The organism is Bacillus sp. Marseille-Q3570 (genome assembly GCF_946151055.1).
Classification (GTDB): domain Bacteria; phylum Bacillota; class Bacilli; order Bacillales; family Fictibacillaceae; genus Pseudalkalibacillus.
Window position 1 is genome coordinate 99757 of sequence record NZ_CAMGYZ010000004.1, and the last position, 25944, is coordinate 125700.

General features: G+C 45.2%; 21 protein-coding genes. 10 read left to right on the forward strand and 11 right to left on the reverse strand.

The window, feature by feature from the left end:
- Positions 1 to 36: 36 nt before the first annotated feature.
- From N8M93_RS08385 to N8M93_RS08395, 3 genes are read right to left on the reverse strand one after another with little or no spacing between them, the layout of a single operon-like run.
- Positions 37 to 1590 carry an ABC transporter substrate-binding protein gene (locus tag N8M93_RS08385; RefSeq protein ID WP_261130931.1) on the reverse strand — a complete coding sequence of 518 codons (1554 nt, stop codon included), beginning with the start codon at positions 1588 to 1590 and terminating at the stop codon, positions 37 to 39.
- On the reverse strand, positions 1587 to 2795 hold the full coding sequence (locus N8M93_RS08390; protein WP_261130933.1) for a M20 family metallopeptidase: 1209 nt from the start codon (positions 2793 to 2795) through the stop codon (positions 1587 to 1589). Before N8M93_RS08390 ends, N8M93_RS08385 begins: the two co-directional genes overlap by 4 nt.
- Positions 2796 to 2807: 12 nt before the next feature.
- On the reverse strand, positions 2808 to 4157 hold the full coding sequence (locus tag N8M93_RS08395; protein WP_261130936.1) for a M20/M25/M40 family metallo-hydrolase: 1350 nt from the start codon (positions 4155 to 4157) through the stop codon (positions 2808 to 2810).
- A 261-nt stretch (positions 4158 to 4418) separates the two neighbouring features.
- Between N8M93_RS08395 and N8M93_RS08400 the strand changes: the two genes are divergently transcribed.
- Entirely contained in the window at positions 4419 to 5546 is a 1128-nt protein-coding gene (locus N8M93_RS08400; RefSeq protein ID WP_261130938.1) for a M20 family metallopeptidase, read from the forward strand.
- A gap of 46 nt (positions 5547 to 5592) precedes the next feature.
- Here N8M93_RS08400 and N8M93_RS08405 read toward each other — a convergent pair whose 3' ends face one another.
- Complete coding sequence (locus N8M93_RS08405) at positions 5593 to 6930, reverse strand: hypothetical protein (RefSeq protein ID WP_261130940.1); 1338 nt, start codon at positions 6928 to 6930, stop codon at positions 5593 to 5595.
- A 123-nt stretch (positions 6931 to 7053) separates the two neighbouring features.
- Here N8M93_RS08405 and N8M93_RS08410 point away from each other — a divergent pair, with 123 nt between their 5' ends.
- Positions 7054 to 7287: a hypothetical protein gene (locus tag N8M93_RS08410; RefSeq protein WP_261130942.1), complete on the forward strand. Its 234-nt coding sequence runs from the start codon at positions 7054 to 7056 to the stop codon at positions 7285 to 7287.
- Positions 7288 to 7471: 184 nt separating this feature from the next.
- The gene (locus tag N8M93_RS08415; protein WP_261130944.1) at positions 7472 to 7696 is read left to right on the forward strand and encodes a hypothetical protein; all 225 of its coding nucleotides are present in this window, start codon (positions 7472 to 7474) and stop codon (positions 7694 to 7696) included.
- A 299-nt stretch (positions 7697 to 7995) separates the two neighbouring features.
- Here the strand turns inward: N8M93_RS08415 and panF are convergent, their stop codons facing one another.
- Both panF and N8M93_RS08425 read right to left on the reverse strand, forming a co-directional pair.
- Entirely contained in the window at positions 7996 to 9462 is a 1467-nt protein-coding gene (gene panF / locus N8M93_RS08420) for a sodium/pantothenate symporter (protein WP_261130946.1), read from the reverse strand.
- Positions 9459 to 9749, reverse strand: a complete 291-nt coding sequence (locus N8M93_RS08425; protein WP_261130948.1) for a YhdT family protein — start codon at positions 9747 to 9749, stop codon at positions 9459 to 9461. Before N8M93_RS08425 ends, panF begins: the two co-directional genes overlap by 4 nt.
- 206 nt (positions 9750 to 9955) lie before the next feature.
- Here N8M93_RS08425 and N8M93_RS08430 point away from each other — a divergent pair, with 206 nt between their 5' ends.
- On the forward strand, positions 9956 to 10903 hold the full coding sequence (locus N8M93_RS08430) for an LCP family protein (protein ID WP_261130950.1): 948 nt from the start codon (positions 9956 to 9958) through the stop codon (positions 10901 to 10903).
- Between the two features lie 369 nt (positions 10904 to 11272).
- A complete protein-coding gene (locus N8M93_RS08435; RefSeq protein ID WP_261130952.1) occupies positions 11273 to 12202 on the forward strand; it encodes a diacylglycerol kinase family protein in 930 nt (309 codons plus the stop codon).
- A gap of 66 nt (positions 12203 to 12268) precedes the next feature.
- On the opposite strand, the gene N8M93_RS08440 is transcribed toward N8M93_RS08435, so the two are convergent.
- Entirely contained in the window at positions 12269 to 12562 is a 294-nt protein-coding gene (locus tag N8M93_RS08440; RefSeq protein ID WP_261130954.1) for a hypothetical protein, read from the reverse strand.
- 57 nt (positions 12563 to 12619) lie between these two features.
- A complete protein-coding gene (locus N8M93_RS08445) occupies positions 12620 to 14062 on the reverse strand; it encodes a phospholipase D family protein (protein WP_261130956.1) in 1443 nt (480 codons plus the stop codon).
- A gap of 339 nt (positions 14063 to 14401) precedes the next feature.
- On the opposite strand from N8M93_RS08445, the gene N8M93_RS08450 reads away from it, so the two are divergent.
- Positions 14402 to 14668 (forward strand): hypothetical protein, encoded by a 267-nt coding sequence (locus N8M93_RS08450; RefSeq protein WP_261130958.1) that lies wholly within the window; start codon positions 14402 to 14404, stop codon positions 14666 to 14668.
- Between the two features lie 69 nt (positions 14669 to 14737).
- Here N8M93_RS08450 and N8M93_RS08455 read toward each other — a convergent pair whose 3' ends face one another.
- Positions 14738 to 18046: a 5'-nucleotidase C-terminal domain-containing protein gene (locus N8M93_RS08455; RefSeq protein ID WP_261130960.1), complete on the reverse strand. Its 3309-nt coding sequence runs from the start codon at positions 18044 to 18046 to the stop codon at positions 14738 to 14740.
- Positions 18047 to 18311: 265 nt separating this feature from the next.
- On the opposite strand from N8M93_RS08455, the gene N8M93_RS08460 reads away from it, so the two are divergent.
- The 3 genes from N8M93_RS08460 to N8M93_RS08470 all read left to right on the forward strand — a co-directional run bounded on the left by N8M93_RS08460 (position 18312) and on the right by N8M93_RS08470 (position 21239).
- Positions 18312 to 18488 carry an aspartyl-phosphate phosphatase Spo0E family protein gene (locus tag N8M93_RS08460; RefSeq protein ID WP_261130961.1) on the forward strand — a complete coding sequence of 59 codons (177 nt, stop codon included), beginning with the start codon at positions 18312 to 18314 and terminating at the stop codon, positions 18486 to 18488.
- A gap of 484 nt (positions 18489 to 18972) precedes the next feature.
- Positions 18973 to 20541: a hypothetical protein gene (locus N8M93_RS08465; RefSeq protein ID WP_261130962.1), complete on the forward strand. Its 1569-nt coding sequence runs from the start codon at positions 18973 to 18975 to the stop codon at positions 20539 to 20541.
- 5 nt (positions 20542 to 20546) lie between these two features.
- Positions 20547 to 21239, forward strand: coding sequence for an OmpA family protein (locus N8M93_RS08470; RefSeq protein WP_261130964.1), 693 nt, complete (start codon positions 20547 to 20549; stop codon positions 21237 to 21239).
- Between the two features lie 376 nt (positions 21240 to 21615).
- Here the strand turns inward: N8M93_RS08470 and N8M93_RS08475 are convergent, their stop codons facing one another.
- Positions 21616 to 23637, reverse strand: a complete 2022-nt coding sequence (locus tag N8M93_RS08475) for a penicillin-binding transpeptidase domain-containing protein (RefSeq protein ID WP_261130965.1) — start codon at positions 23635 to 23637, stop codon at positions 21616 to 21618.
- A gap of 249 nt (positions 23638 to 23886) precedes the next feature.
- A complete protein-coding gene (locus N8M93_RS08480; protein ID WP_261130967.1) occupies positions 23887 to 24945 on the reverse strand; it encodes an acyltransferase in 1059 nt (352 codons plus the stop codon).
- A 195-nt stretch (positions 24946 to 25140) separates the two neighbouring features.
- Here N8M93_RS08480 and N8M93_RS08485 point away from each other — a divergent pair, with 195 nt between their 5' ends.
- Positions 25141 to 25917 carry a GNAT family N-acetyltransferase gene (locus tag N8M93_RS08485; RefSeq protein ID WP_261130969.1) on the forward strand — a complete coding sequence of 259 codons (777 nt, stop codon included), beginning with the start codon at positions 25141 to 25143 and terminating at the stop codon, positions 25915 to 25917.
- The last annotated feature ends 27 nt before the right edge of the window (positions 25918 to 25944 follow it).

The window sequence follows — 25944 nt, forward strand, 5'->3', positions numbered from 1 at the left end:
GTTGACCCACTCTTGATGAGTCAACCCCTGCCATGCTTATTTCAACGTGATTTCATCTGCAATGATCATCTCATCCAATCGAGGTTCGAATTTCAACCCTTCATTATACCCGTATACCGAATCAAGTTGATACAGGTAGATTTGCGGACGATCTTCAGCAATGATTTCTTGTGCTTTCTTATATTGTTCAGCACGCTCTTTCGGATCCATATTGCTCATCGCATCCTGAAGCAGCTTCTCAACTTCAGGGTTGTCATAATCGGTTTCACCCACTGCTTGTTCCTTGCTGAGTCTTTCTAAAGCCAGCGCTGCATCAAACATGGAATTTCCATAACCGATCAGGAACATATCCCCGAATTTCTTAGAGGAATATTTTTCTGCAAACGAGCTCCATTCCAAGAAATTAAGCTTTACATCGATACCGACTTCCTTCAACATCGCCTGCATCAATTCTGCAGATTCCTTATCCTTCAAGTAACGTCCATTCGGTGCACTTAATTCAAGCTCAAGGCCGTCTTCATATCCAGCCTCTTTTAAAAGTTCCTTCGCTTTCTCTGGGTCATACAGTGTTTTTTGGTAGAGGTCTTCGTTCGCCCCTGTGTTTCCTGGTGTCACTCGGGTCCGTGTAACTGTCCCTGCACCTTCCATGAGGCTGTCTAAAATCGCTTGTTTATCGATAGCAAGATCAATCGCTTCCCGAACTTTCGGATCCGATGTCGGATGACCTTCCGTATGTCTCAAAACTAGCATCATCACACGCTGTGTCGGACTTTTCGCGATGTCTGTCCCTTCGTTATCTTTAATCCGGTTCCAATCACTAGGAGGTACGTTAGCAGCGATATCAACTCCGCCAGTCAACAACTCGGAAACCCTTGTAGAGTCTTCAGGGATTGATCTGAACACGAGCTCTTCCCATTTCGGCTCTTCTCCGAAATAATCAGGATTCGCTTCTAAGACGACACGGTCATCCTTTTTCCACTCGACGAATTTATAAGGACCTGTTCCTACTGGTTCTTTTAAAAATGTGTCCCATCCCTCTTCTTCGATGTATTGTGACGGAAGAATCCCTGAACCAAGACGGGAAACACGGTTCAATAATGCGGGTTCAGGTTCATGGGTGATGATTTCGAACTCATGATCATTGATGACTTTCACTTCTTTGATCTGTTTGTAGTTTCCATATTCGAGTAACTTATTGTCCTTCGCGACACGCTCGAGCGTGAATTTTACATCTTCTGCCGTCAAATCCTCACCATTATGGAATTTGATGCCTTCCTTCAATTTGAATTTCCAGGTTGTATCGTCAACATTTTCCCAGCTTTCGGCAAGGTCTGATTCAAATTCTCCATCACCTAGATTTTTCACCAGATAATTGAACATGTTGATGTGGATCGCTTCGGTGGAGGTGGTGTTATGATCATGGATGTCAAACGTCACCATATCTGTTCCATTAGCAATGACAAGTTTTTTATCCTGTTTTTGTTCGGTGGCTCCGTCACCTTCATCTGAGTTCGATTTATCATTGAAAGCACAAGCGGTCAAACTCAATGCCAGAATTGCAGTTAACAATGTGAATGCAAGTTTCTTCACTTCTTCTCCCCCTCATTGTGATTTTTCAAATAATTGAGTGCTAATTGAGATAGCATCGCGGATCCATAAGGCAAGGCCTTTTCATCAATGTCAAACTTCGGATGGTGTCCTGGATACCGTTCCATCTGGTCGTTTCCAACCCCTAAGCGGAAAAACACAGCTGGAATCTGTTCCGTATAAAAGGCGAAATCTTCTCCACCCATCCCAGGCTTCACTCTTTCATAATGTCCATCTCCAAGTACTTCATCTGCAGTGGTCGCTGCTAGCTCTGTCAATTCACTGTCATTTAAAATGGACGGGAATTTGAATTCGAATTGGAATTCGTACGTCGCACCGAATCCGTTCGTAATCCCTTGAATCACTTTTTCCATCATGTCTGGAACTTTCAGACGCAACTCTGGATTCAAAGTCCTTACTGTTCCGGTCATTTCTACATTTGGTGTGATGACATTGCTTGCTGAACCACCATGTATCGAACCGATTGTAATGACGATCGGATCCGTCGGGTCCACCTGTCTGCTTGAAATATGCTGTAAAGCTGAAATGACTTCAGCTGTGACAGCGACAGAATCGACGGTTTGATGGGGGTGAGCAGCATGGCCCCCTTTTCCAATTACGTTCAATGTGAAGAAATCTGCAGCCCCGCACCCTACCCTTTCACTTGAGAGCGTGATGTTTCCAGTTGTGATGCTGGTGTTGACATGAAGGCCACCAATTGCATCCACCTTCGGATCATCAAGAGCCCCATAGTCGATCATCGCTTGTGCCCCGCCCCTGCCTTCTTCTGCCGGCTGGAAGATGAATTTGATATTCCCTTTTTCCAATCCCCTTTTACTGAGGATTGTCGCGGCACCCATCAGCATCGTCGTATGGGCATCATGACCACAGGCATGGCTTAAACCCTGATGCTTGGAATGGTACGGCACTGTCTTTTCGTCCAAAATCGGCAAGGCATCCATATCAGCACGCAGCGCAAAAGTCGGACCTTCCTCCATTCCTCTAAGTAAAGCGACGACACCCGTTTTGGCAATGTTCCGTTTCACCTCGAGACCAAGGCTTTCCAGGTAATCAGCAACGATGGCAGATGTCCGTTCTTCTTCAAAACCAAGCTCCGGATGTTCATGGAAATCCCTTCTCCATGTTGACAACTGTTGTTGTAATTCCTGTGCTTCTTTTAAAATTGTCGGGCGTATACTCGTTTCCAAAAGATCCTCCCCTTATTTTCTGGCATAGTCTTCAATCACAGTTGCAATCAGTTTGATCCCATCTATGTAATCCTCTATATGGATGTTTTCATTCGGTGCATGATTGTTGGATTGGAAATTCCCGACTCCGACTGAAACGGATGGGATACCGTGCTTTTGGCAAAGGACATACATCGGTCCTGTACCTGGTGACATCGGCATGACTGTCGGTTCCATCTTCGAGATTTTTTGGGCGGCTGATATGACCGTTTCTGATAGTGGATCGTTGTAGGGGGTCTTCCCCGGTTTTTCCATTGCCATTTCATGTATCTCAATATCCTCGAATCCATGTTTGTCCAAGTGATTTCTTAGCGCTTTGAGGATTTCATGTGGATCCTGATCTGGGACGAGACGGAAGTCGAGTTTCACTTTCGCTTCTGATGGAAGGACCGTCTTCGCTCCTTCGCCCGTATAGCCGGACTCGATTCCGCATATCGTGCAGGTAGGGGCGAAAATCAGCCGCTCTTTCAAATCCTCGCTTTCCAGGTTCAATAAAAATGAAGACAGATCAAGCTGCTCTAACATTTCTTTCTCGCTGTAGATCAATTCACGGATTGCCACCTTATCTTCCGGAGAAAGGGATTGGACCCGGTCATAAAAGCCGTCGATTTTGACATGTTCATTTTCATCTTTCAGCGTATTCAATGCCCATATCAGTCGCCAGGCCGGGTTTTCAATGACTGCTGCGTTTGCAGAATGGAGATCCGTGTTTGCACCTTTACAGACAAGCTCGACATAGGTCATACCTTTTACGCCTAAGCTGACTTGTTGTCTCCCGTCCGCATTCCGGTAACCGAACTCCCAAATGCATCCGTCCGCTTGAATGAGGTCAGCATGTTTTTCACTGAACTCATCCAGATTGATGCTTCCGATCTCCTCTTCTCCTTCCACGATGAATTTGATGTTCAGCGGCAATTCGCCTCTCACCTGCTGGTAGGCATGTACAGCTGCGATGCGTGCCATCAGATTTCCTTTGTTATCTGCAACTCCCCTTGCATACATCGTTCCGTCATGTATTTCCGCTTCGAATGGAGGGTGTTCCCACAATTCAATCGGGTCTTCCGGCTGAACGTCGTAATGGTTATAAAACGAAAGGGTTTTATCCCTTGTACCAGGCACCTTTCCGTAAACGACCGGGAATCCTGAGGTGGAGACGAGTTGCGTTTCTCCGTTTATTTTCTGTGCCAAATCATTTAATACATGCTCCGCGGCTTCTTCCATTCCTCTGTTCTGGGCAGCGACACTCGGGATCATACAAAGCTCTTGTAACCATTCTATGTACTGGTCTTTGTGATCCTCGATATACTGATAGACATCTTTCATCCACCTTCCCCCTCCAAATATTGTTTTTATTTTGATGTTTTTCGGCAATATTCCAAAACTTTTCCTAAATTCTTATACACGACTATAAAATAGTTAGATTATTTTGTCAATTGGTATTTGAGTGAATATTTTAAATATTGCGTTTTGTTTTTACATGCTGTATAACTAGAAATACATGTTAACGGCTACTTTCTGAAACCTTTCCTAAATGAAGAGACGATCAAAAAATATTTTTATAAATCAAATAAGGTGGTTGATTGCATGACCGAAATTGCTGATTATTTAAAAGAGCATGAAGAAGAGATTCTAGCTGACATCATTACATTCGTTGATGCAGAATCCCCTTCCGAAGATAAGGAAATGGTAGACCGGTGCGGGAATGTTTTGAAAAAGATATTTGCTGAACGACTGGGGGTTGTCGAACCTAAACTCTATCCCCAGACTGATCGCGGTGACCATTTCAGTTTTACAGTCGGTAACGGGAGCAAACGTATATTGATTGCAGGTCACTTTGATACGGTTTGGGATAAAGGCCGGTTACCTAGGCAGATTGTCGATGGTAAGCTATACGGCCCCGGAGTCCTTGATATGAAAAGCGGGATCATCCAATCCATTTGGGCATTGAAGGCGCTCTTGCATTTCAAATTGCTGGATGACCTTCAGATCAAATTCCTCTGTACGTCTGATGAAGAAATCGGCAGCCAAACCTCTCGGCCTATCATTGAGGAAGAAGCAAAGAACAGTGATATCGTCTTGATTACTGAACCACCTGTTGCAAAGACCGGTGCTTTGAAAACTGCTAGAAAAGGGGTAGGCATCTATCAAATAAAGGTAAGAGGGAAAAGTTCCCATGCCGGTAACCATCATCGTGCTGGTGCAAGTGCCATTCATGAATTAGCCCTCCAGATTGTAAAATTGGAAGAGCTCACAAATTACGATCGTGGTACAACAGTAAATGTTGGTGTGATCAATGGCGGGACAAGGCGGAATGTCGTACCCGAGGAAGCCGAAGCTTTGATCGACTTTCGTGTGAAAACAGAGGAAGAAGCTGACCGGATTGTTGCCCATCTGGAAAGTTTGACCCCAGAACTTGATGGGACGACTTTAGAGGTGGAAGGTGAATTAAATAGACCTCCAATGGAGCGCACTTCTGATATAGAGGAATTATTTGAAAAAGCTGAAAAGGCTGCGGAAGAGGTTGGTTTTACGATTACTGAAGCACAAGTCGGCGGTGGAAGTGACGGGAATTTTACAGCGAGTATTGGAGTTCCCACACTGGACGGTCTTGGAGGAGTCGGCGAAGGTCCGCATGCTGAAATTGAACATATCGTTATTGAAGATCTTCCGAAGAGATCGGCTATGCTTGCCCACTTGCTTTTGAAGCTTTAGAAAGGAGAAGTGTCAGACGCCTTATTATTGGCCCTGACACTTCTTTTTATATATTCGTTTTTGCAGGAGTCTTGTTGAATATCAACCGGTACACTTTTCGGGGTCTCCCCTTCGATCCGTTGAGCTGTACACTTTTACTGGTTGCAAGCTTGAGATTTTCAAGTTCAGCCAGGATCCTGCGGGCATTTCTTTCCGAACTAGCTAACCAGACTGCCACTTCCTGGGCAGTAACTTCCTCTTTTTTATAAAAGTTTGCTAAGGATTCGATCTTCGCTAATGCCGTCGGGGAGATATTGGCTTTTCGCAATTCCTCAGACCACTCGCCATCAACCCATTTCTGGTAATCGTATTGGAGAGCTTTCCTTTCTGACAGATATTCTGTAACCTTTTTTTTCTCATCGACAAGAACGACTTTTGAGGAGGTATTTTTACGGGCGTTCCGGAATGCAGTCCGTACATTCTCTTCTGCTTGGAGAGCATTCAGCCCATACCCGATACCGATCCGGATATGGTATTTGCTGTGGGAATAGACCGTCTCAATCAGATGGAACAGGTCACTTTTATCTAATTTAAACTCTATTTCCCCACGTGTTGTATAAATAAAATAAAGACCATCGCCGATTTGAACGAAGGATCCATTTATCCGTTCCGCTAATTCAAGTAACAGCCGCTTCAAGCTCAGCTCTTTATGTTTAAGTTCATATGAAAAGAGATACTCATCTTCTTCTTCATCAGGAGGAAGAAGTTCCACACCTAATAAAGCAAGCTGGGAACGTTGATACCATGAAGATACGCCACGTTCTTTCAGGAGCCTTAGTGTAAAATAGATCGACAAATGTGAAGGATAGATTCGATAACACGGGATCCCTGATTCTTTTAATTGGAGATAAACCGCCCGGATACATGTGAAAGCAACCTGGGTCTTCCCCTTTTCAAAAAGTGAACGGTGGTACTCGACGATTTCATCCACCGGTCTGAAATCAGGGTAAGAATAGGAAAATATCTGTAACTTTTGGAGCGAGAAATATTGTTTCGTCGTATGAAGCTCCTCTTCTTGAATCGTATCAAGGCTGATTTTTTGGACTACTTCTTCTAGATCCATCAATGCTTCTAACACTTTCCCTAATAAGCTTGCCCCGTAAAGCGGCGGATAGATTCCATCCTTTTCCTGGATCAGCTGTTTGGATAAAGCATATGTATACGGAACTTGTCCTGAGAAAAACCATTGATCTATGGAATCTCGGTTTTGATGGATGATCTCATCGACTTGATCGATCGTATTGTACGAAAACGGTAATAAAGTTATATCTGCAAACGGTTCAGCAGAATTCAATATATGTTTGACTGAATCTTCAGGTCCAATGACCCCTAAACGTATTTCCAATAAACTCACCTTTCCATTCCGAAAATAATTACTTCAAGTATATCAAAACACCAAGAGCTTTGTACCAGGCACCATTTTGTAAGCCCTGGTACGAAAGGGTTCATGATGGGTGCCAGGCACCAAATGAAACCCGTTGAGCCGCAAGGGATCCGTTTTGGTGCCTGGCACCGTTTTGAAAGCCCTGGTATGAAAGGGTTCTTGATGTGTGCCAGGCACCAAATGAAACCCGTTGAGCTGCAAGGGATCCGATTCGGTGCCTGGCACTTTTTGAAAACCGTTGGGGCACAAGGGCTAAATTGTGGTACCTGGTACAATATTTGGTCGACAACTTTCGGATTTGTTCAATCAAGCGTTTGATTAGATGGTTAAGTTGGTGCTATATTAAGTTCTGAGGTTTTAATCAAACGTTTGTTTAATGATGGTATCGGTAACTATTGATTATCTTTCTAGTAACCTTTTACTAACTTTAAGAGTTTGAATAAAGTCTCTTATTTATAGTATGAGCTAAATGATATACTGGGTGGGAAAGGTGGTGAATAAAATGGAAAATCAGATTTTGCAAGCTATTAAAGAACTTCAAGACCAAATGAATGAGGGGTTTAACGGACTAAATACTAGAATAGATAAACTTGAGAATAGGATGGGGAGACTTGAAGAAGGTCAACAGGACATTCATGAACAATTGGAGTTGTTAGTCGAAGAACATTGGCAAAACAAAACGGATATTCGTAAGCTCAAGAAAACAATTCGTCTGGCACAAGATTAATCTATCACTTCTTCAATAATTTAATGTGTTCCCCAAATACTGTGCCTCAATCCCAAGCTACTCTTTCACTTCATTAATTCTTCTTACATTCTCCATCAATAATATATTTTTTGATAGGCGACAAATTTTTCGTTTGTTCAATCAAACGTTTGTTTAAACATGCAAATGAACTGTGATACATAGCAATCAAATGTTTGATTAACAAGAAAGGTGCCAGGTACACTTTAGGAAGCCAGTCCTATCAATGGTTTCAAAAGTGTACCTGGCACCGAGGTTTACTGAAAATGGCACCGATGTACTTACGCGCTCCAGAAACGTTGGATGATTTCTTGTTGTTGGAGTTGGTGTTTGTGCTGGGTGATGAGGCTGACGAGTACATAGCCTACAAAGGACAGCACTACTGGTACCACGACGGTGTGCATGCCGAACAGGTTCGGTGCGGTCAGGTGGATGATCATGTATGAGCCGACTCCGATGATCATCGAGGCGAATGCTCCGTAGGCGTTGCCTTTTTTCCAGTACAATCCGAGCACGACCGGCCAGATAAATGCGGCTTCAAGGCCTCCAAACGCAAATAAATTCAACCAGATCAGGAAGTCCGGTGGATCGATCGCCATCAGGAATACCAGGATCCCGAGAATAGCTGTAACCCCAATGCTCAATGTTTTTACCTGGCGTTGTGAAGCTGTCGGTTTTACATAGTTCACATAAACGTCCTTGATGACCGCGGAACTGACGAGCAAAAGCAACGAATCGACTGTCGACATGACAGCTGCCATCGGTGCGGCAAGAACGATTCCCGCAAGCCATCCCGGAAGCACTTCCAAGGCCACGAGCGGCATGACTTTGTCCCCGACTTCGATCCCCGGCACGACCACTCGCGCAAAGACTCCGATCAAGTGCATCCCGAGCATGATGAATCCGACGACGAGCGTCCCGATGATTATCGCTTTGTGCATCGCTTTCGAATCACGGTAAGACATGGCTCGGACGGCGACTTGCGGCAACCCGATGACCCCTACCCCGACCAAAATCCAAAAAGATGACACGAACAACGGTGTCAACGACCCATCCGCTCCGAATGGTGAAACGAGGTCAGGGTTTTCAACAGCCAGTTCCGTCATGATGTTCGAGATTCCCCCACCTGCTACAATGGTTCCGATCAACAAGAGCAAGGTCCCGATGAACATGACGATCCCCTGCAGACTGTCGGTGATCGCAACAGCCCGGAAACCGCCGATCACGACATACACGAGTACGGAACTCGCAAAAATGAACAACGAAGCTGTATAGGAAAGCCCTGTGAACGACTCGATCAGCCTGCCTCCCCCAACCCACTGGGCAGCCATCGCACTGAAAAGGAAGATGACGATGCTCGCTGCTGAAAGCAACACGACCCACGTGTTCTGGTATCTTTCTTTTAAAAAGTCGATCAGTGTGACGGCGTTGATTTTTCGAGCGACAATCGCGAACTTTTTCCCTAAAACCGCAAGCGTAAAATACCCGGTGACGAGCTGTGACATCGCGAGGAGCACCCATCCGAGTCCAAGATTATACGCAACACCAGGTCCGCCGATGAAACTGCTCGCACTTCCGAAGGTCGCGACCATCGTCAACGCTAAAATGAAGCCGTTCAGCTGGCGGCTCCCCAAAAAGTACTCCTGCAAAAAATCCGGAGCTTTCCTTATGTACTTTGACGAATACGTCCCGATCAAAAAGACGATGACAAGAAAACCAAAGAGAGGTATGATGACATCCCAATTCATTCGGCGTCCTCCTCTCTGTCCTCAAAAGGCACCTCGAGGAAAAATAATTTCACCATGACAAAAACGAGCGTTGAAAAAAGCAGGAAGCCGACGATGCAGCTGTAGAAAAACCACGCTGGAAATCCGAAAATGTACGTATATTCTTCGACCGGTTTTCTGCCTAAGCCATAGGCAAAAGCGAACCACCAGATGAAGTTGAACACGGCCAGGATGACACCCATCAAGGCTTCACGGTTGGCTATTTTGAAACGCAGATCATCTCGTTTTTGGGTGCGTCCATCCCCCATTACAATCCCTCAAATCTATCAGACTAGCTTTTGTTCACTATTTTAACAGAACGGATTCGTAGACTCGACAATTTCTTTCTATCACTTTCACTTCGCTAATTACGAATCGTTTCCTCTATTGTAAAAAATTATGTTTTGATAGAATTGCGATTGCTGTATAATCGAGTTAGATGTGAAATTTTTGAATTAAGAGGGGTCATTAGTATATGTTGAAAAAATTCATCTGGGGATTTGTCATTGTTTTGGGAATAGCGGTAGTCGGTATCGGAGGCTACGCTTATTATTTGTATGATTCGGTCAAAGATACGGCTAACGATATCCATGAACCGATCGACCCTGAGCGGGATAAGAATGTGCCTAAACCGAAAGTGGATAAATCTGAAAAAGAACCGATCTCGATTTTGCTGTTAGGTGTCGATGAACGGAAAAATGATAGCGGCAGATCGGATACGATGGTAGTCATTACGGTGAATCCTCACGATGATTCGATGATCATGTTCAATATTCCACGGGATACACGTACGGAAATCATCGGTAAAGGTTTTGACGATAAAATCAACCATGCTTATGCATTCGGTGGCACGAAAATGGCTGTGGAAACGGTCGAGAATTTCTTGGATATACCGATCAATTACTACATCAAGGTGAACATGGAATCATTCCAGGATATCGTCAATGCGGTTGATGGTGTGACGGTGAAGAACAGCTTTGGTTTCAATGCTGGCGGTTATGAATTTCCTTCAGGTGAGATTGAGCTTGATAATGGGAAAGAAGCGCTGGCTTATGTCAGGATGCGGAAGCAGGATCCTAAGGGGGATCTAGGCAGGAATGAACGCCAACGCCAGATCATCAGAGGAGTCATTGATAAAGGCGCTCGTGTTTCCTCGATCACAAAATTTGATGATGTGCTGGATGTCATCAGCAGTAACGTGAAAACGAATATGACGTTCGCTGAGATGAAGGATATCCAGGAGAATTACAAAGGCGCACGAAAGAATATTGAAACATTTGAAGTTAAGGCGACAGAAAAATATATCAATAACATCTTCTACTTTATCGTTTCTGACGAAGAACGGAACCAAATCCGTTCTAAGCTGAAAGAACACCTTGAAATCGAAAGCCAATCCGTGTCTGAAAACGGAGACGCAGCTTGAATAGAGAAGAAAAAATGTGATGCAAGTTATGTGAATGGCACAAGGGAACCACTGGACCGTAAACACGGACCAGTGGTTTTTTTCGTTTTAGTGGCGATAGCTTTCGGTGCCTGGCACGACAATTTCGCCCTTGTGCGCCAACGGTTTTCGCGAGGTGCCTGGCACCGAAGCAAAACCCTTGGGGCTGTTACGGTTTGAAAGTGTACCAGGCACGCATTTGAAACCCTTGCGGCTGAAGGGATTTGAATGTGTGCCTGGCACCGGCTGGAAAGCCTTGGTATGGTTGACTTCTTTTTCGGTGCCTGGCACCCTGAGGTTTTTTAATGTGTGTCATCCAAGGTTAGGCTGCGGTGATTGGGGGTATTAGTGTTGTATATTCTTACTGTTCGAGTCGATTTTCAAGGGGGGATGTATGTTGTGAAGAAAGCGATGATCATTGTAAATCCGTCTTCAGGTAAAGAAGAAGCTGAAAAAAATAAGTCCAAGGTCGAGGATCTCCTACGTAAGAAAGGTTATGACGTCATCATCAAGCTCACAGAAAAAGAACTGGATGCGATGGAGTTTGCCCGGACGTCTTGTTTGGAAGCATTCGATATCGTGGTCTCCATGGGCGGCGACGGGACGCTGAACGAAACGGTGAACGGTCTTGCCGGTCAAAAGCATTGCCCGAATTTCGGGATCATCCCGATGGGGACAGTGAACGATTTTGCTAGAGCCCTCAATATCCCTCTCGATTTTGATGAAGCCGTCGAATTGATCGAGAAAGGTGAAACACGTGCGGTTGATATCGGAAAAGTGAACGATCGATATTTTATGAATATCATAGCGGTCGGTGCTATTGCTGAAGCGACATATCAGGTATCGCCAAAGCAGAAAACGATGCTTGGCCCTGTCGCATATATGATCGAAGGACTCAAGACACTGACTTCAAAAACCGCTTATGACATTGAACTGAAGCATGATCATGGCACATGGAAGGGTGATGCCCTCCTGGTATTGGCAGCCCTGACGAACTCCGTCGGCGGCTTTGAAAAAATCGCTCCCGATGCTGAGGTCGATGATGGAAAGCTGAAATGCCTGGTCGTCCATGATGTTTCCTTGCCAAAGTTCATCAAGATCGGTACTGAACTTTTACAAGGGGAACACATCCATGACGACAAGATTGAATACATCACCACATCGAAGCTTGAAATCACATCTTCGGAAAAACTTCATTCTAACATCGATGGCGAGGAAGGCGACCCGCTCCCTCTTAAAATCGAGATGTTGCCGAAGCATCTTGATATTTACGTCCCTTGACTCAAAAGGAGGCTGATATTTGTCAGCCAACCTCTATTAAATTCGCTCCATTTCAGGGGCGGTTCCTTAGGGTCCATTCACCCTGCTCCTGACTGAATAAACTCCGTTTCGGGACAGCTCAGCGCCTTTTTCACCTGTTCCTGTCCTGTATCGCCTCGTTTCGAGACAGCTCCACGCCTTTTTCACCTGCTCCTGTCCCGTATCTCCTCGTTTCGGGACAGCCCCACGCCTTTTCCACCTGCTCCTGTCCCGTATCGCCTCGTTTCGAGACAGCTCCACACCTTTTCCACCTGTTCCTGTCTCGTATCCCTCGTTTCGGGACAGCATCTCGCCTTTTTCACCTGTTCCTGTCCCTATCACACACACCTCCAAACCCAAAACAGACCTCGTCAGCCTAAAACTGATGAGGTCTTTCTTTCAATAGGTCGTCAATCGTAAAAATTTCTGTACAGCATAAACGCCACGTTGCAGCGGAGAGAGCTTTGTTTCATTCTTTTCATAAGCGACGGTATATAAGCCGCCCTCGTTGTTCCAAATCCGATTGAAGTAATGATCGGTTTTTTTCATGAGTTCTGAATCAGTTGGTCCTTTGATTTGCAGGTCCGCTTCCAGATTGAAAGCTTCCAAGTTCCTTTTTGTATAGTTGGCCGAACCGGCTATGATCGTTGCTTCCTTCCCACTTTTGATGAACATCATTTTTGTATGATATTGCTCAATCCCGGTATTGTACCAGCGGATTTCAATTTGGCCATTAGAATCCTCCATTATTTCTTCTGCAACCGGAATATTTGGAAGTCCGGTTTTCTTATTTCCGAAAGCCGTCTTATTCGGATCCAATACCATTTCAACGTCCACTCCACGGTCGGCAGCCTCAAGAAGTGGTCCGATGATGGAACGGTCCGCAATGTAAAACATCCCTAGGTGGATTTCATCGCCTTTTTTCGTCTGTTCAATTGCTTCCACGATCTGTTTATGTGTTTTTCCTTCTGTATAGTACTGGATCTGGTATTGCCCATTCTTTTGGTCATTTTTCGCCTTGTAGGTTGGCAGGTCGATCCCTTTTTCAGACATGTCCACGACCGCTTGCTCAGCATTGATGATCTCTTGAATGATCGGTCCTTCGACTTCAAAAGCGACATTCCCGTGATAAGCTGAAGCATCATGCGGATTTCCCGAAGTAACGAGTGCTGTTTTATCCGTCGCAACGACTTTGCGGTGATTCGCTTTTACATTTAAAAGTTTCAGGTAAGATCGAGCTGTCATGTCCGGTGCAGTGCTCGCAAAAGGATTACGGACCCAGCCCTCCCCTTTTTGACCGAACCATTGGAAAAACATCCGCCACACTCCCGAGTATAATGGCGAAGAATCTCGCAGCCGTTCTAAATTCGTGTATACGACTTCAACACCGTTCTCCTCTAGTTTCGAAAGGAGTTTGGATTGATACGACCGATAGCCGGTGTTGACCTCATCCGATATGAAAACGACTTTGATATCAGGATTCTCCTGTTTCTTTTTGATGATCGTATTCGTAAGGTTTTCACTTATCGGCGGAAAAGACTGATCCGGCTCATAATAGCCATTGAATAAAAACATATCGATGACGATGAAATCATCCGCCTCCATGATGATTTCGTTTATTCGTTCAAAGATTTCAAGTTCGTGTACTTTCTTGCCGTCTTTTTGATAAGTCAGATCGTGATAGAACTTTACATCATCCACTTCGTATACATCGCTTTGATAGGCAACCCCTTCAGGAATCGATTTGTAGGTGTGATACACCATTGTAGCTATGTAAATCAGTAGAAGGATACCAACTAGAGTCCAGATGACCGGCTTTTTCCCCATATTCAACTTTTTCAATTGACAATTCCTCCGTCTCAAAACTCCATTTGTATTTAACTTCTGAAAACCCACCGCTACCTATACATTCCCCAAACTATCGCAAGTTAAGCGGTGCCTGGCACGACAATTCCCCCCTTCTCCCCCAACGGTTCTGAGATAGTGCCTGGCACCAAAACAAAACCCTTGTCGTCGTTGAGGTCTCAGATGGTGCCAGGTACACTTTTCAAAGCGTTGGGGCGCAAGGGGTTTGGATTGGTGTCAGGCACCAGGTGGGAACCCTTGGTACGCTTGGCTTCTTTTTCGGTGCCTGGCACCAATGTTATAATATGGATAACAATATGATATTGGAGGGATTTGGTGAAAAAGCATTTCATCGGGTTTGTGGTTTTTGCGGCTTTGGGGGTTTTGCTTTTTATGAAAGGAATGGATTTGAGAGCGCTTGGTACGGATGTTGATGGGGATGGCATCGGAATCAGTTTCTTGGGGATGGAAATTGCTGATCGTGTTCCTGAAAGTGAAATTCCGGCCCATGCAAAAAGCTTTTTCGTTATAAGTGGTATCATTACGGTGATTGGTTTGATATTTTTGACACTACCTTTTGTGAAGTCTCGGAAGACAGCCTAAATTTAATGCCTGGTAAAGTGGTGAATTACGAATACCACTTACCAGGCATTTTTTACACTTCTTATTTTATTAGTATGTCTCTAAAATCCCATCAATCGCTTCAATCAGTTCTTGTGCAAATTCCGCATTGATGTGCTTTCCGCTTTTCTTCTCCACATCGTTCTGGATCGATTCCAGCTTTTTAGCTTGTACACGTTCATTATCGGTTTGTTGGGCATTGCTGATTCTTGCTTGTAATGAACGGTATGTTCCATAGTTCTTGAAATGGCCATCTTCATATGCTTCATCAACCATCTCATCCAACTCGTCGATCGTCACCGCTTCTTCACCAATCACTACCGTGAACACCTGTGCTTCTTCTTTGTTGAAGTTTTTATCCACTGAACGGATTTCAACCACGTGCGTGCCTTCTTCTGACAGTGTGAAGCTTCCATCTTCAATTGTCGTCCACTCACCATCATTCACGCGATATTCGGTTCTCAACACTCCGATTCCTTCTCCATCCGTCGCGTCAACAGTGAACGTCACGTCTTCTTCATTCACAGCATCTTCGCCAATATTGCCGTCAATCTCCACTGTCGTTGTCGGTGCAAAATAATCGTTACTGATTCTTGCATCCGCGTAGATCTCAATTGGTTCTTCAAAGCTTTGGATATAGTTGATTGTCGCATCCAGATCAATTGGTCCTTGAACTGGATTTTCACCAAGCTCGTCCAAACGATAGTCATCTGTTCCATGCGGATACATGTAATTGTTCACGACCACCGTATAGGTTGCTTCAGGATCGACTGGTGTTCCATCCGGTAAATACAGCCCCATGACTTCCCACGTTTCTTCGTTCCACGTGTAACGGAAGCCGGCGATACTGACATCCGGTCCGTAACTTGAAAATTGCGCATTCAACACTTGACGAAGGTCATCACCTGTCAAATCAACCTGTACCAGTGTATTCCCGAACGGCTGGATGTTATAAAGCTCTCCCCATGTGATTTCACCAGCATCAAGGTCATCACGGATTCCGCCGCCGTTCATCAAGGCAAAATCAGATCCCATTTCTGCACGCATACCTTCTGCGATCAAGTTACCGAGTGCGTTATCCCCGACAAGCCCCGTGCTTGCATATCCGCCTTCAAGATCGATCGCGGCTTCACCGACAACTTCGTTCAACTTCGGTCCGACTAGCTCAAGGTAATAATCCAAAAGTTCGGTAACTTCTGGATCAGGCTCGATCCCGTTTTGGACAACATCGACGATTTCAGCTGATTTGCTGACGATATCATTCGTCACTGGATCGATTTCAAGATCGACGTCAGCAAAAGCTTTTCCATATTCCCAGGCCTGGACGATCAATTTTCCGTCTACCACCGCATTCACTTTTACATGGTTATGGGCTGCAAAAATCACGTCCACCGCGTCATTGATGTTTTGTGCCAGTTCAGATACTTCGCCTGTCGCTGTGTCACCGCTCTGGTTCCCTGGTTCATGGGCGAGGACGACGATCGCCTCGACACCCTGCTCCTGGAGTTCAGGGACATAACGGTTCACCGCCTCCGCTTCATCTGTAAAACGGATATCCTGAATGCCATCCGGGATGACCATGCTCGGCGTTTCTGTCGTCACGATCCCGATGAAACCGATCTTCGTGCCGCCGATCTCTTTTACCGTATAAGGATCGATCACGAGATCACCTGTATCCTTATACTCGACGTTCGCTGCCACCATCGGAAAATCGATGCCGTCATAGTTTTCTGTGCCGTCCGGGTGATCGCCGCCGTCGATGAGACGAAGCATTTCATCGACACCTTCATCGAATTCGTGGTTTCCGAGTGTTCCAACGTCAAAGCCGATCGTTTCCATCATGTCGACTGTCGGCTCATCTTGTAAAAGCGCTGATACTGGCGAACTCGCTCCAACCATATCTCCAGAATGAACCATCAATGTGTTCGGATTCGTTGCTTCTCTTTCTTTTAAATAGGCAGAGAGATAGTCCATGCGTCCGTATTGAATACCATTCACTGTTCCCGTCACATCGACTTTGCCGTGAAGATCGTTCACACCTAGCAGCTGAACCTGGATGTTTTCATCAGAATCACCATCGTCTGCCGGTGTGTAGCCTGCACTGATCGCATCTTGCTCTTCAAAGAAAAACACGCGATTCTGAACAGGAATATCCTCCCATTTTTCAGGAACAACATATTCTTGAGTGAAATAATCGCCGACAAACTTATCCGGGCCGTTACGAAGATTGAAACGGAACTCGTAAGGAAGCTCGTCGATCGGGTTTTCCAGGTCCCACATGCCGCGTCCGTTTTCAATCGCTTCTTCAGCAGCAGTACTATACGCCTCGAAATGCTCCATGTTCGGATAGATAAAATAAGGTACAGCTCGTCCTAAGCGGACCATTTCCTTATTGACGTCCATCTCGTCTTTATGGACATGCGCGAGAAGACGTCCGTAATCATCAAGCGGGTCTTCCCCCACTTCAAGCGTGATTGCGGTTCCTGCTGGCAGCAAGCGTTGAAGTTCTGCAGTAGCAGCTTCCGCATGCTCGCCCTGGGAGTGGCCGTTGTAATTCGTTTCAGGCGTATCGATTGAAAGCATACGCACATTGGATGCCCCGAGCACCGGGTCATTGATGCGGACCGTGTCGCCATCCACCACACGTTCAACCGTCGCTTGGTATTCTTCATCAGGTTGTGGAGCAGGCGGTTGATCCTCTAGTAATCTTAAATCCTCTGCTTTCGTCGGTAAAAGTTGATAGTCATTGTATTGGCCGACGATAGCTGTGACATCGTACCATTTGCCTTCCTCAAACTGGGAAACGTCGATGTCAGTCGCGTTTTCGACACGGAGGACTACGCCTTGCATTGTTTCATCGATGAAAGATATGTTATAACCGCTGCCAGCTTGATTGGATGGAATCGATTGTATGTATCCGGTAGTATTGACGAGTGATCCTTCAAGCGGTTCTGCTTCGTTGTTATAAAGGGTCGAGAGTTCTGTCGGTTGAGGTCCTGGAAGTTCGTTTCCTTCTGATAAAACCTCGATTGTGGTAGGTTCAATTTCCGTCAATCCATTGTAGATTGTGATTTCACCTGTAACCTGAATCTCTTGACCTACATTTAAATATGCCAAGTTTTCATTAAAAGAAAAAACATTGATGCCAGCCGTTTCGTCTTGTATGTACGCTGATAGATTGCTAGCTGTAAAATCAGCTGTGACAATTCCTTCTACTGTCACGGTCTGACCGTTCTGGGATTTTGCTTCCGAAATCGGAATCGTCGTTGCAGCTTGTGCGACTCCCATTGGAAACAACGTCACGAGCATTGCAATCAAAGCTAAAAAGGTCGTCCATTTGCGGGTAACCTGGTGATACATGTAAATTCCTCCTAAAGTTGAATTTAATTCCCTATATTTCTAACTCTACTAGATTTTGTTTAAGGTTAAATGAATTATTTGTAAAAGATTGAAAAATCGTTCAAGGTTACTATTACGCGGTCTGACAACCGCAAACATTGCCCTATTTTTACAAATATAGCTAAATAGGCCTATTAAACTATTTTCCTGTTTACAATGATTCGACAGTAATGTAAAATTATTACTGCACTCTTAATTGAATGATGTCTGACCTTGGAGGATTTTGATGAATACTACTAAAACAACAGAAACTAGAGAAAATGAAGAAGTCTATTCTTTGCAAAAGTTGATGTATGAGTATAGTAAAAGGCTGAAAAACTACTCCGATCCAACCATCGTCAAAATGAGCCAGAAACTTGATGACAAACTCAATATCATACAAAGGGCAAAAATCCAAAACTGAATTTTTGATTTTTGTAGGATAATACATAACTTTTAAAGAAAACTTTGGCTCAGCCAAGCCATAAGCGTAGGCTGAGCGATTAGTTGCCCTTATACTGAAGAAAGTAAATTATACTTTCTTTAAGTGTAAGTACCCACCGTCAATCACGACGGTGGTTTTTTCTTTCCTTTTTGAGGTTTTTTCTTTAAGTGCCAGGCACCGAAAAAGAAGTCAACGGTACCAACACTTCCCACCCGGTGCCTGGTACACTTTCAAACCCCTTCTGCGCCAAGGATTCTGAGATGGTGCCAGGCACCATTTGAGACCTCAACTGCCCCAAGGGTTCTGCTTCGGTGCCTGGCACCTTTCTGGAACCATTGGGGCAGAAGGGCGAAATTGTCGTGCCTGGCACCGAGGTCTTCGATGAATGGCACCTAAGTCTTAAAAGTGGGCAAGTTCTCCTGGTTGTCTTCATAGAATGGGAGTAGACAAGGGGGAATGCAGCTTGGAAAATGTAACGATCATTGTCATTGGGATTATCGGGTTCATCACCGTGTTCGGGATCATCGGCAACATCCAGGCACGGATCAAGTTGGCTGATTGGCTGAAGGAGCTCAAACAGATTGATGCTGCGACAGTCCAGGCAGGCCGGGGTCCGAATTGGATGAATGATGCGATAGAGGATTACCGGAATTTCCATCTTTCCGGTATTTCGAATGTGAATAGTCCTGTCTTAGTGGAAAAACATCTGATGCAAGAGCCGGTCCGGGTTCTCGGCATTTTCCGTGTGCCTACCGGGAATATCATCCGCCTTTTACATGGTCTCCCTTCCCTCGCGATCATCGTCGGGGTTCTCGGAACGTTCGTCGGTCTGACGATTGCGATCATGGCGATGCAGGATACGCTTGTCAGCATCGGCAACCAGCCGGGCGAGAATGCGAACCTTTCCGTATCGGCGATCGTCGCTGCGATTTCTGAGCCGTTCAGGGGGATGAGCATCGCATTCGTCACAAGCATCGCCGGGATCGGAAGCTCACTGCTTCTCTCCTTCGTACAATCGGGTTTCCTGACCGGAGGTACTTCGCTCAGCTACCTGCAGGACCGGGTTTTAGCAGAGGCAGAGGGCGTTCTCGACCATGTCGTGCAAGAACAGCTCCAGAATGAAAAACCGAAGGATTCACTCGAGCGCCTCCTGGACCGCCTCGTGTCCAAGGTTCAGGAAAGCTTTCAGCAAAGCATCGGTGATTTTAGTGAAAAAATGGTCGGCTTCACCTCGGGCCTTGAGGAAGCGATGGATGATGTGAAAGGGATCCTGACTGCACAACGTGATCACACCGAGCAGTTCAAACAGAGCACCGACGTCCTTGTGATGTTCGGAGACCGCTTTTCAGAAACGATCACGAAACTCGAATCTGTCCAGCATTCAGTCGATAAAAGCCTTTCTAAACTCAACGACCACGTCTCCGGATTCGAAAAACAATACAAACGGACGAGTGAACACCTTGAGCAAGGGCAAAAGCGCATGGAGCATGTGATGAAGCACTCCGACCGTATAATTGAAGAATCGCAAAAGAAAACGGAAGAACTTGGACGCTCCCTCGTCAACGGCGTGGAAACCGTCCTTTCACGATACGAAACGAAGCAGGAAGACTTCGAGCGGAAAATGGCCCAGCAAAACGACGAATGGTTTTACAGGTATCAGGATAAAACCGAGCAATACGGTAGAGCATCCGAGACTTTCGCCGGTTCGGTGCAACAGCTGGAGAAAGCCTGGTATGGCACGATCGAAACGTTCAAAAGAGAATTCATCGATCAGCTCGGTTATATGTTCGACCGTGAACGGCAAGCGAGACAGGACCCCGGACGCGAACAAGAAATGCGCGAGCTCATCCGGGCACTCGATTCTGTCTATCAAAACCTTTCACGGGAATTCAAACAGACACACCAATATTTCGGCGATGTGTACCACGTTTTACAGCGCTTGTTGGATGCGACCGTCCAATCGGCGAACAACCGCTACGAACGGGATTATGAGCCACGTCGGATCACTGTGCACGACCCGACCCACAGGTGATGCCGATGCGAAAAAGAAGATGGCGTAACGAAGAGGAAGGAACGAAAAGCTATTTCTGGCCGTCATTCACCGATATGATGGCGATGATGGTCCTCGTCATGCTGTTCATCGCGATCATCGCTTACATCCAGAGCATCTACAACGCCTACGAGCAGACCGAGGTACGGCATGAACTGGCGAAAGTAGCCGACGTGAAAAAACACATCTCGGACTTGATTGAAAAACGACTTGAGGAAAACGTCGGGAAGGATAAGATCGTCCGGGGTCCGAACAACACGATCGCCGTTGAAGGGAACATTTTATTCGATACTGGAAGTGCGGAAATCAGTCCACAAGGAAAAAAGGTGCTGGCTCAGCTTTCAGACGCGCTCGTCCAGATCATTGACGAGCAGGAATTGAGCCGATACCTCTACATCATCCTGATCGAGGGGCACACCGATTCAGTCCCGTATGATAACTGGAGCCTTTCGACCGAGCGTGCTGTCGCGGTCGTCAAGTACATGGCTGAAGTCAACCCGAAATTCAAAGAGCAGAAATACGCCCAATACATTGCAGCGACCGGATACTCGGAGTATAAGCCGATTGCAGAAGGAAGTTCAGACGAATCCCTTCAGAAAAACCGCCGCATTTCGTTCCAGATCATTTTGGACGATGAAAAATGGCAGAATAAACTGAAGGGGATCATCAATGAATACTGAGCATTGCTGGAAGAATTCGCACCTCAAAAATTCTTAACGGAAACCACAGCCGTTATTTGAACCAAAAAGAGGTGATTCGGGAATTTAACGGACATGAGAGACGCTATTTTACGAAAAGGGACGGTTTTATCAGCTGTTTTCTATAAATAAGTGCGCTGGTGTCCGTTAAACTTTATAAACAGAGGAATTGTTCACGAATAAGGCATCTGGTGTCCGCTAATTTCACCGGACATCAAAATAAAAGAGTCCTGCGTCATCATTCGCGGGACTCCTTTTATATCCAACATTATTTTCTTTTAACGTACAGATACTGCTATTCACCAAAAGACATATCTCGGGCGGAGAATGACTATAGTCCGCTTTCCTTTTTCGACAATTATTCCGATACAAGGATTTCCTCGAACACTTTTGCCACTTTCGGCGTGACGTAATGGCTCCCTCCCCGTTTTTTAACGTCTTCGATCATCATCGATACTAACAACGATGGGTTTTCGGTGTTCCAGGCCACGAACCAACCGTTTTCCGTACCTTCTTTGTCATCCTTTGATTGTTTCAGTTCAGCCGTACCAGTTTTACCTGCAAGTTTCACACCTGAAAGCTTCACATCATTTGCCGTACCGGCGGGATTTTCAAAGACTTGCACGAGATCATCCTCAATCGTGTTCGCCGTATCTTCACTGATCACATTCTCTTTCCAGGCTTGTGATTTTTCTTCATCTGTAAAAAGAATCGGTTTCAACATCGTCCCTTTTGTAATGAAAGGCGTGTAAGTTAGCCCTAAATGAAGCGAACTCATCTCCGCTTGTCCTTGCCCGTAACCTGTATCGGCAAGCTGGCCTTCACTTGCAAAACCATCGTTCGTAATCTGTGACGCCTCGATTCCTAGTGGGAAAGGAAACTTTTCACCGAAACCGAAACGCTCCGCTTCTTGTAAAAATGCCTCGCCGCCGATATCCAATATCGCTTTTGCAAAATAGATGTTATCCGAGCGTACGAGTGCATCCTGAAGATTGACCTGTGTTAGCGGGCTTTTCACTCGTGTTACATAATGGTCACCCCAGGATTCCTTCTGCCAGCGGTTGTTAGCCGGAACAGATTTTTTCTCAGCCGGATCGATCGCCCCTGTTTCAAGACCGATCGCAGCTGTAATCGGTTTGAAGGTGGAGCCTGGCGCATAGGTCTTGCTGAATCGGTTTCGTAATGGTGCTGATGGCGCATTCAATAATTCATCGTAACGTTCACCTGATACCCCGAATACAAATTCATTCGGGTCATAGGATGGCGTACTGACAAGCGCAAGGACTTCACCGGTCGTCGGATTGATCGCTGAAGCTGAGCCCGCATCCTTACTCATCTGATGGTAAAGCGATGACTGGACCGCCGAATCGATCGTCAGCATAAAATCCTTACCGTCAGCAGGATCGTTTTTGACCAGGATATCCTTTGTCGTACCATCCGCACTTTTGATGACAATTTCACCGCCGTGCTGGCCTCTCAATTCTTTTTCCAGCGCTCGTTCAAGACCTGTTTTCCCAATGACATCTTGAGCTGTATATCCTTCCTCTTTCTTTTTCTCCAATTCATCTGCAGTCACTTTACCGACATAGCCCGTTAAATGCGCTGCAGCCTGCTTCAATGGATAGACACGAGCTTTTTTCTCCATGAACTTGGTCCCGCTCAACGGTCGGATCGCTTCTATTTTCTCTCGGTCATCATCCGCTACTGAGCCAAGCGGTACAAACGAATCCTCTTTTACCCAGGATTGGTTCAATTGAGCATCAATTTTTTCTACCGGTACATTGATCAATTCCGAAAGCTTTTCCTTCACCTCTTCGGCATCTTCCTTCATCCACCCTGGGACCAGACCAACTTCTTGGATGACACCATTAACCGCCAGCCCTTCCCCATTCACGGCAAAAATTTCACCCCGTTCAGGTTTGATGGTAGTTGCAGAAAGCGTATCCCCTTCTTGCATACCAGCAACAATCATCGACGGATTCCAGTTGATCGCCCACCTCTCGTTGTCTTCCGCTTTTTCATAAACGAGTTCAGCTTGATAGGACGTTTCTAGCGGACCTGCCAGTGTATCCATCGTTACGGAATAATCGAAGGTCGGCTTATCCTCTTCCTTGTATTCCTTTTCTTCCTTTGGCAATTTGTATGTAGCTTTGAAGTTGCTCATCTTGATTTCTTCGTAATTATTTTTATATTCTTCCGTAAACTTCTCTTCTGTAATCTGCTTTTTCGATTCCTCTGATAAAAGACTGTACATTTTCGCGTAGTCTTGTTTTTCCCATGCCTTCATGTAACTTTCAAATGTCGTTTCAGGCTTCGGTTTATCAGAGCAACCGACAAGACTGAAAACGATACATATAAGAATGAATACTGTTTTCCGCAATTCTGACCATCCCCCTATATTTTGACTCCCTTATTATATTCTACTATTTCTTTCCTTATTTTTCTTATAGATTGCTTTCGTACACTTTGTTAGACGAACCACATCGAATTAGGTTACAAATAAAGAAAGCTTGACAAAGCCAAGCCTTTGGCGCAGATGAGCCATAGTTGCGTTCATACTGAAGAAAATATTTTCATACTTTCTTCAAGCACAAAAAAAGCCCTCGCAAAAGGGCTTTTCAAACATTATTTATTTCTGCATGCGCGGAACTGGAATGATATATTGCACAAATGATAATTTGCGGATCGCCTGGACGATTGCGATCGAGAGCAGCATCACCACTACATACATGATTGGCAATCCTCTTGTTGCCCAGGCTGTATGAGGTAGAATTTGGTTTAAAAACAAGAGCACTAAGGGATGCACGAGGTAAATGCCCATCGACAGTGTCCCGATCAATTTTAATGGTTTATAAAGGATCCGCAGGTTTTGGATGATCGGAAAGAGTCCGATGACAGCCATACTCAATAATGGGATATTGATCAGGTTCGTCATTCTATTCGAAGGGATCGACCCCATGATTTTATATTCGTAAATCGCTAAAAGATAGACGGCTACGACCAATACAACCAATTTCGTCTGGCTTGTGATGAGCTTTGTGATCGAGCGCCAATAATAGGCTAAAAAGCCACCAAATATGAAGTAAAAGATCCATGTAAAAATGAATACACGGTTACTCAAGATTGCTCCCAGTCCCTCTTGTACGGACATGAAATGCGATAAATTAATGAAGAAAGCACTGGTTATGAAAGAAAGAACAAGTGCGATCATCCATGAACGTTTTGTCCTTATAGACTGTAATAATGGAAAAATGAAATAAAACTGGATGACAATGACCATGAAATATAAATGATAAAACGTAGCACCCGTCAGGAAAGTTTCAATGAAATCAGATCCTGTTGGCAGGTTGGCCTTCAATACAAAAACATTGATCAGCAGGTAAAAGATACTCCAAATGACAAAGGGCATGACGATTTTTGTGAATCGTGATTTTAAAAATCTTTGAAAATCAAAGCCTTTTGCTTTTACCTGGTGAAACAATAGGAAACCGCTTATCAAGGCGAATGTCGGTGTTCCAAAACGACCTAGCTGGTTCAATGCGAATGTCAGCCAGTTGTATGTCTGGTCATGTTGATTATAATAACTTGCACTAAGGTGTACCAGCACAACACCAATACAAGCGAACGCGCGTAAAAAATGAATTTCTTCGAAAAACTTACCTTTGGATTTTTCAAGTGTTTTTTCCACTAGTAACACCTCCCCCAAAAAAATTACTACATTTAGCAATTCGGTTGTATCAAGGGCAAAGTGACCATAAAATAACTTACAATTTATGTAAAATATTGATATAGCACCTACTCGTCCCATTGTAAAATTTGAGTTGCAGGAGTTTTAACTTTGTAAACGAAATGACTGTTAAGTGAAAAAAAGGTTGTGACAGCAATGGATGAACAATTATGGACGTATGTCCGCGGGGTTATGTGGGATTATGAAAGTGTGCCGGACAATGTTGAATTTGTGGAACGTCCGGCGTTATTGATGTACAAGACAAATGGGTCATCAAGCTTTTTATCTAACAAGATTGCTAAGGTTGAAGTTGAGACTGATGAAGCGTTCGATCAGTTGATTGGTGAAGTGGAGCGTTTTTATCAGGGCAATCCCTACTCCTGGTGGATTGGACCGGATTCTAAGCCTGAGGATTTGATTTTAAAAGTAGAATCGGCTGGACTTGAGCATGAAGACACCTACTACGGACTAGTGAAAGCCGTTGATCAGTGGGAAAAGGTGGACCTGCCGTATTCAATCCGAAATGTAGTGGATGAGGATGATGTCCGCCAATATGTTGAGGTGAGCGCGTACATCTGGGGATATGATGATGCGACGAAAAAAACGTTGGTACGTCAGAGGCTTGAGTATTTAAAAGCTCCTGGCCGTCGAGGCGGTTTATTGGTCGTCAGGGATGGGGATCGTCCGGTCGGCTATGCAGGATATCGATTCAGCAGTGATGGTGAAGCGATGTATCTCTCCGGAACCGGCGTTTTGCCGGAGTACCGTGGGCAAGGCATCTATCGTGCGCTTTTATCGAGACGGATGGAGCTTGCCAGTTCATACGGAAGCAACTGGATCGTCACGCAAGCCAGGAAAGGCACCTCAGAACCGATTTTACGAAAGCTGGGATTTATGGAACTCGGCAAATATGAGGTATATAAAAGCACCTGAAAATTTGGGTAGAATGCTCTAGTTTCC

Excerpts from the sequence above, each read along its gene's own strand:
- N8M93_RS08395 (WP_261130936.1), bottom strand. The coding sequence starts at position 4,157 with ATGAAAGATGTCTATCAGTATATCGAGGATCACAAAGACCAGTACATA.
- N8M93_RS08400 (WP_261130938.1), top strand. The coding sequence starts at position 4,419 with ATGACCGAAATTGCTGATTATTTAAAAGAGCATGAAGAAGAGATTCTA.
- N8M93_RS08410 (WP_261130942.1), top strand. The coding sequence starts at position 7,054 with ATGAAACCCGTTGAGCCGCAAGGGATCCGTTTTGGTGCCTGGCACCGT.
- N8M93_RS08415 (WP_261130944.1), top strand. The coding sequence starts at position 7,472 with ATGGAAAATCAGATTTTGCAAGCTATTAAAGAACTTCAAGACCAAATG.
- panF (WP_261130946.1), bottom strand. The coding sequence starts at position 9,462 with ATGAATTGGGATGTCATCATACCTCTCTTTGGTTTTCTTGTCATCGTC.
- N8M93_RS08425 (WP_261130948.1), bottom strand. The coding sequence starts at position 9,749 with ATGGGGGATGGACGCACCCAAAAACGAGATGATCTGCGTTTCAAAATA.
- N8M93_RS08430 (WP_261130950.1), top strand. The coding sequence starts at position 9,956 with ATGTTGAAAAAATTCATCTGGGGATTTGTCATTGTTTTGGGAATAGCG.
- N8M93_RS08455 (WP_261130960.1), bottom strand. The coding sequence starts at position 18,046 with ATGTATCACCAGGTTACCCGCAAATGGACGACCTTTTTAGCTTTGATT.
- N8M93_RS08460 (WP_261130961.1), top strand. The coding sequence starts at position 18,312 with ATGAATACTACTAAAACAACAGAAACTAGAGAAAATGAAGAAGTCTAT.
- N8M93_RS08470 (WP_261130964.1), top strand. The coding sequence starts at position 20,547 with ATGCGAAAAAGAAGATGGCGTAACGAAGAGGAAGGAACGAAAAGCTAT.
- N8M93_RS08485 (WP_261130969.1), top strand. The coding sequence starts at position 25,141 with ATGGATGAACAATTATGGACGTATGTCCGCGGGGTTATGTGGGATTAT.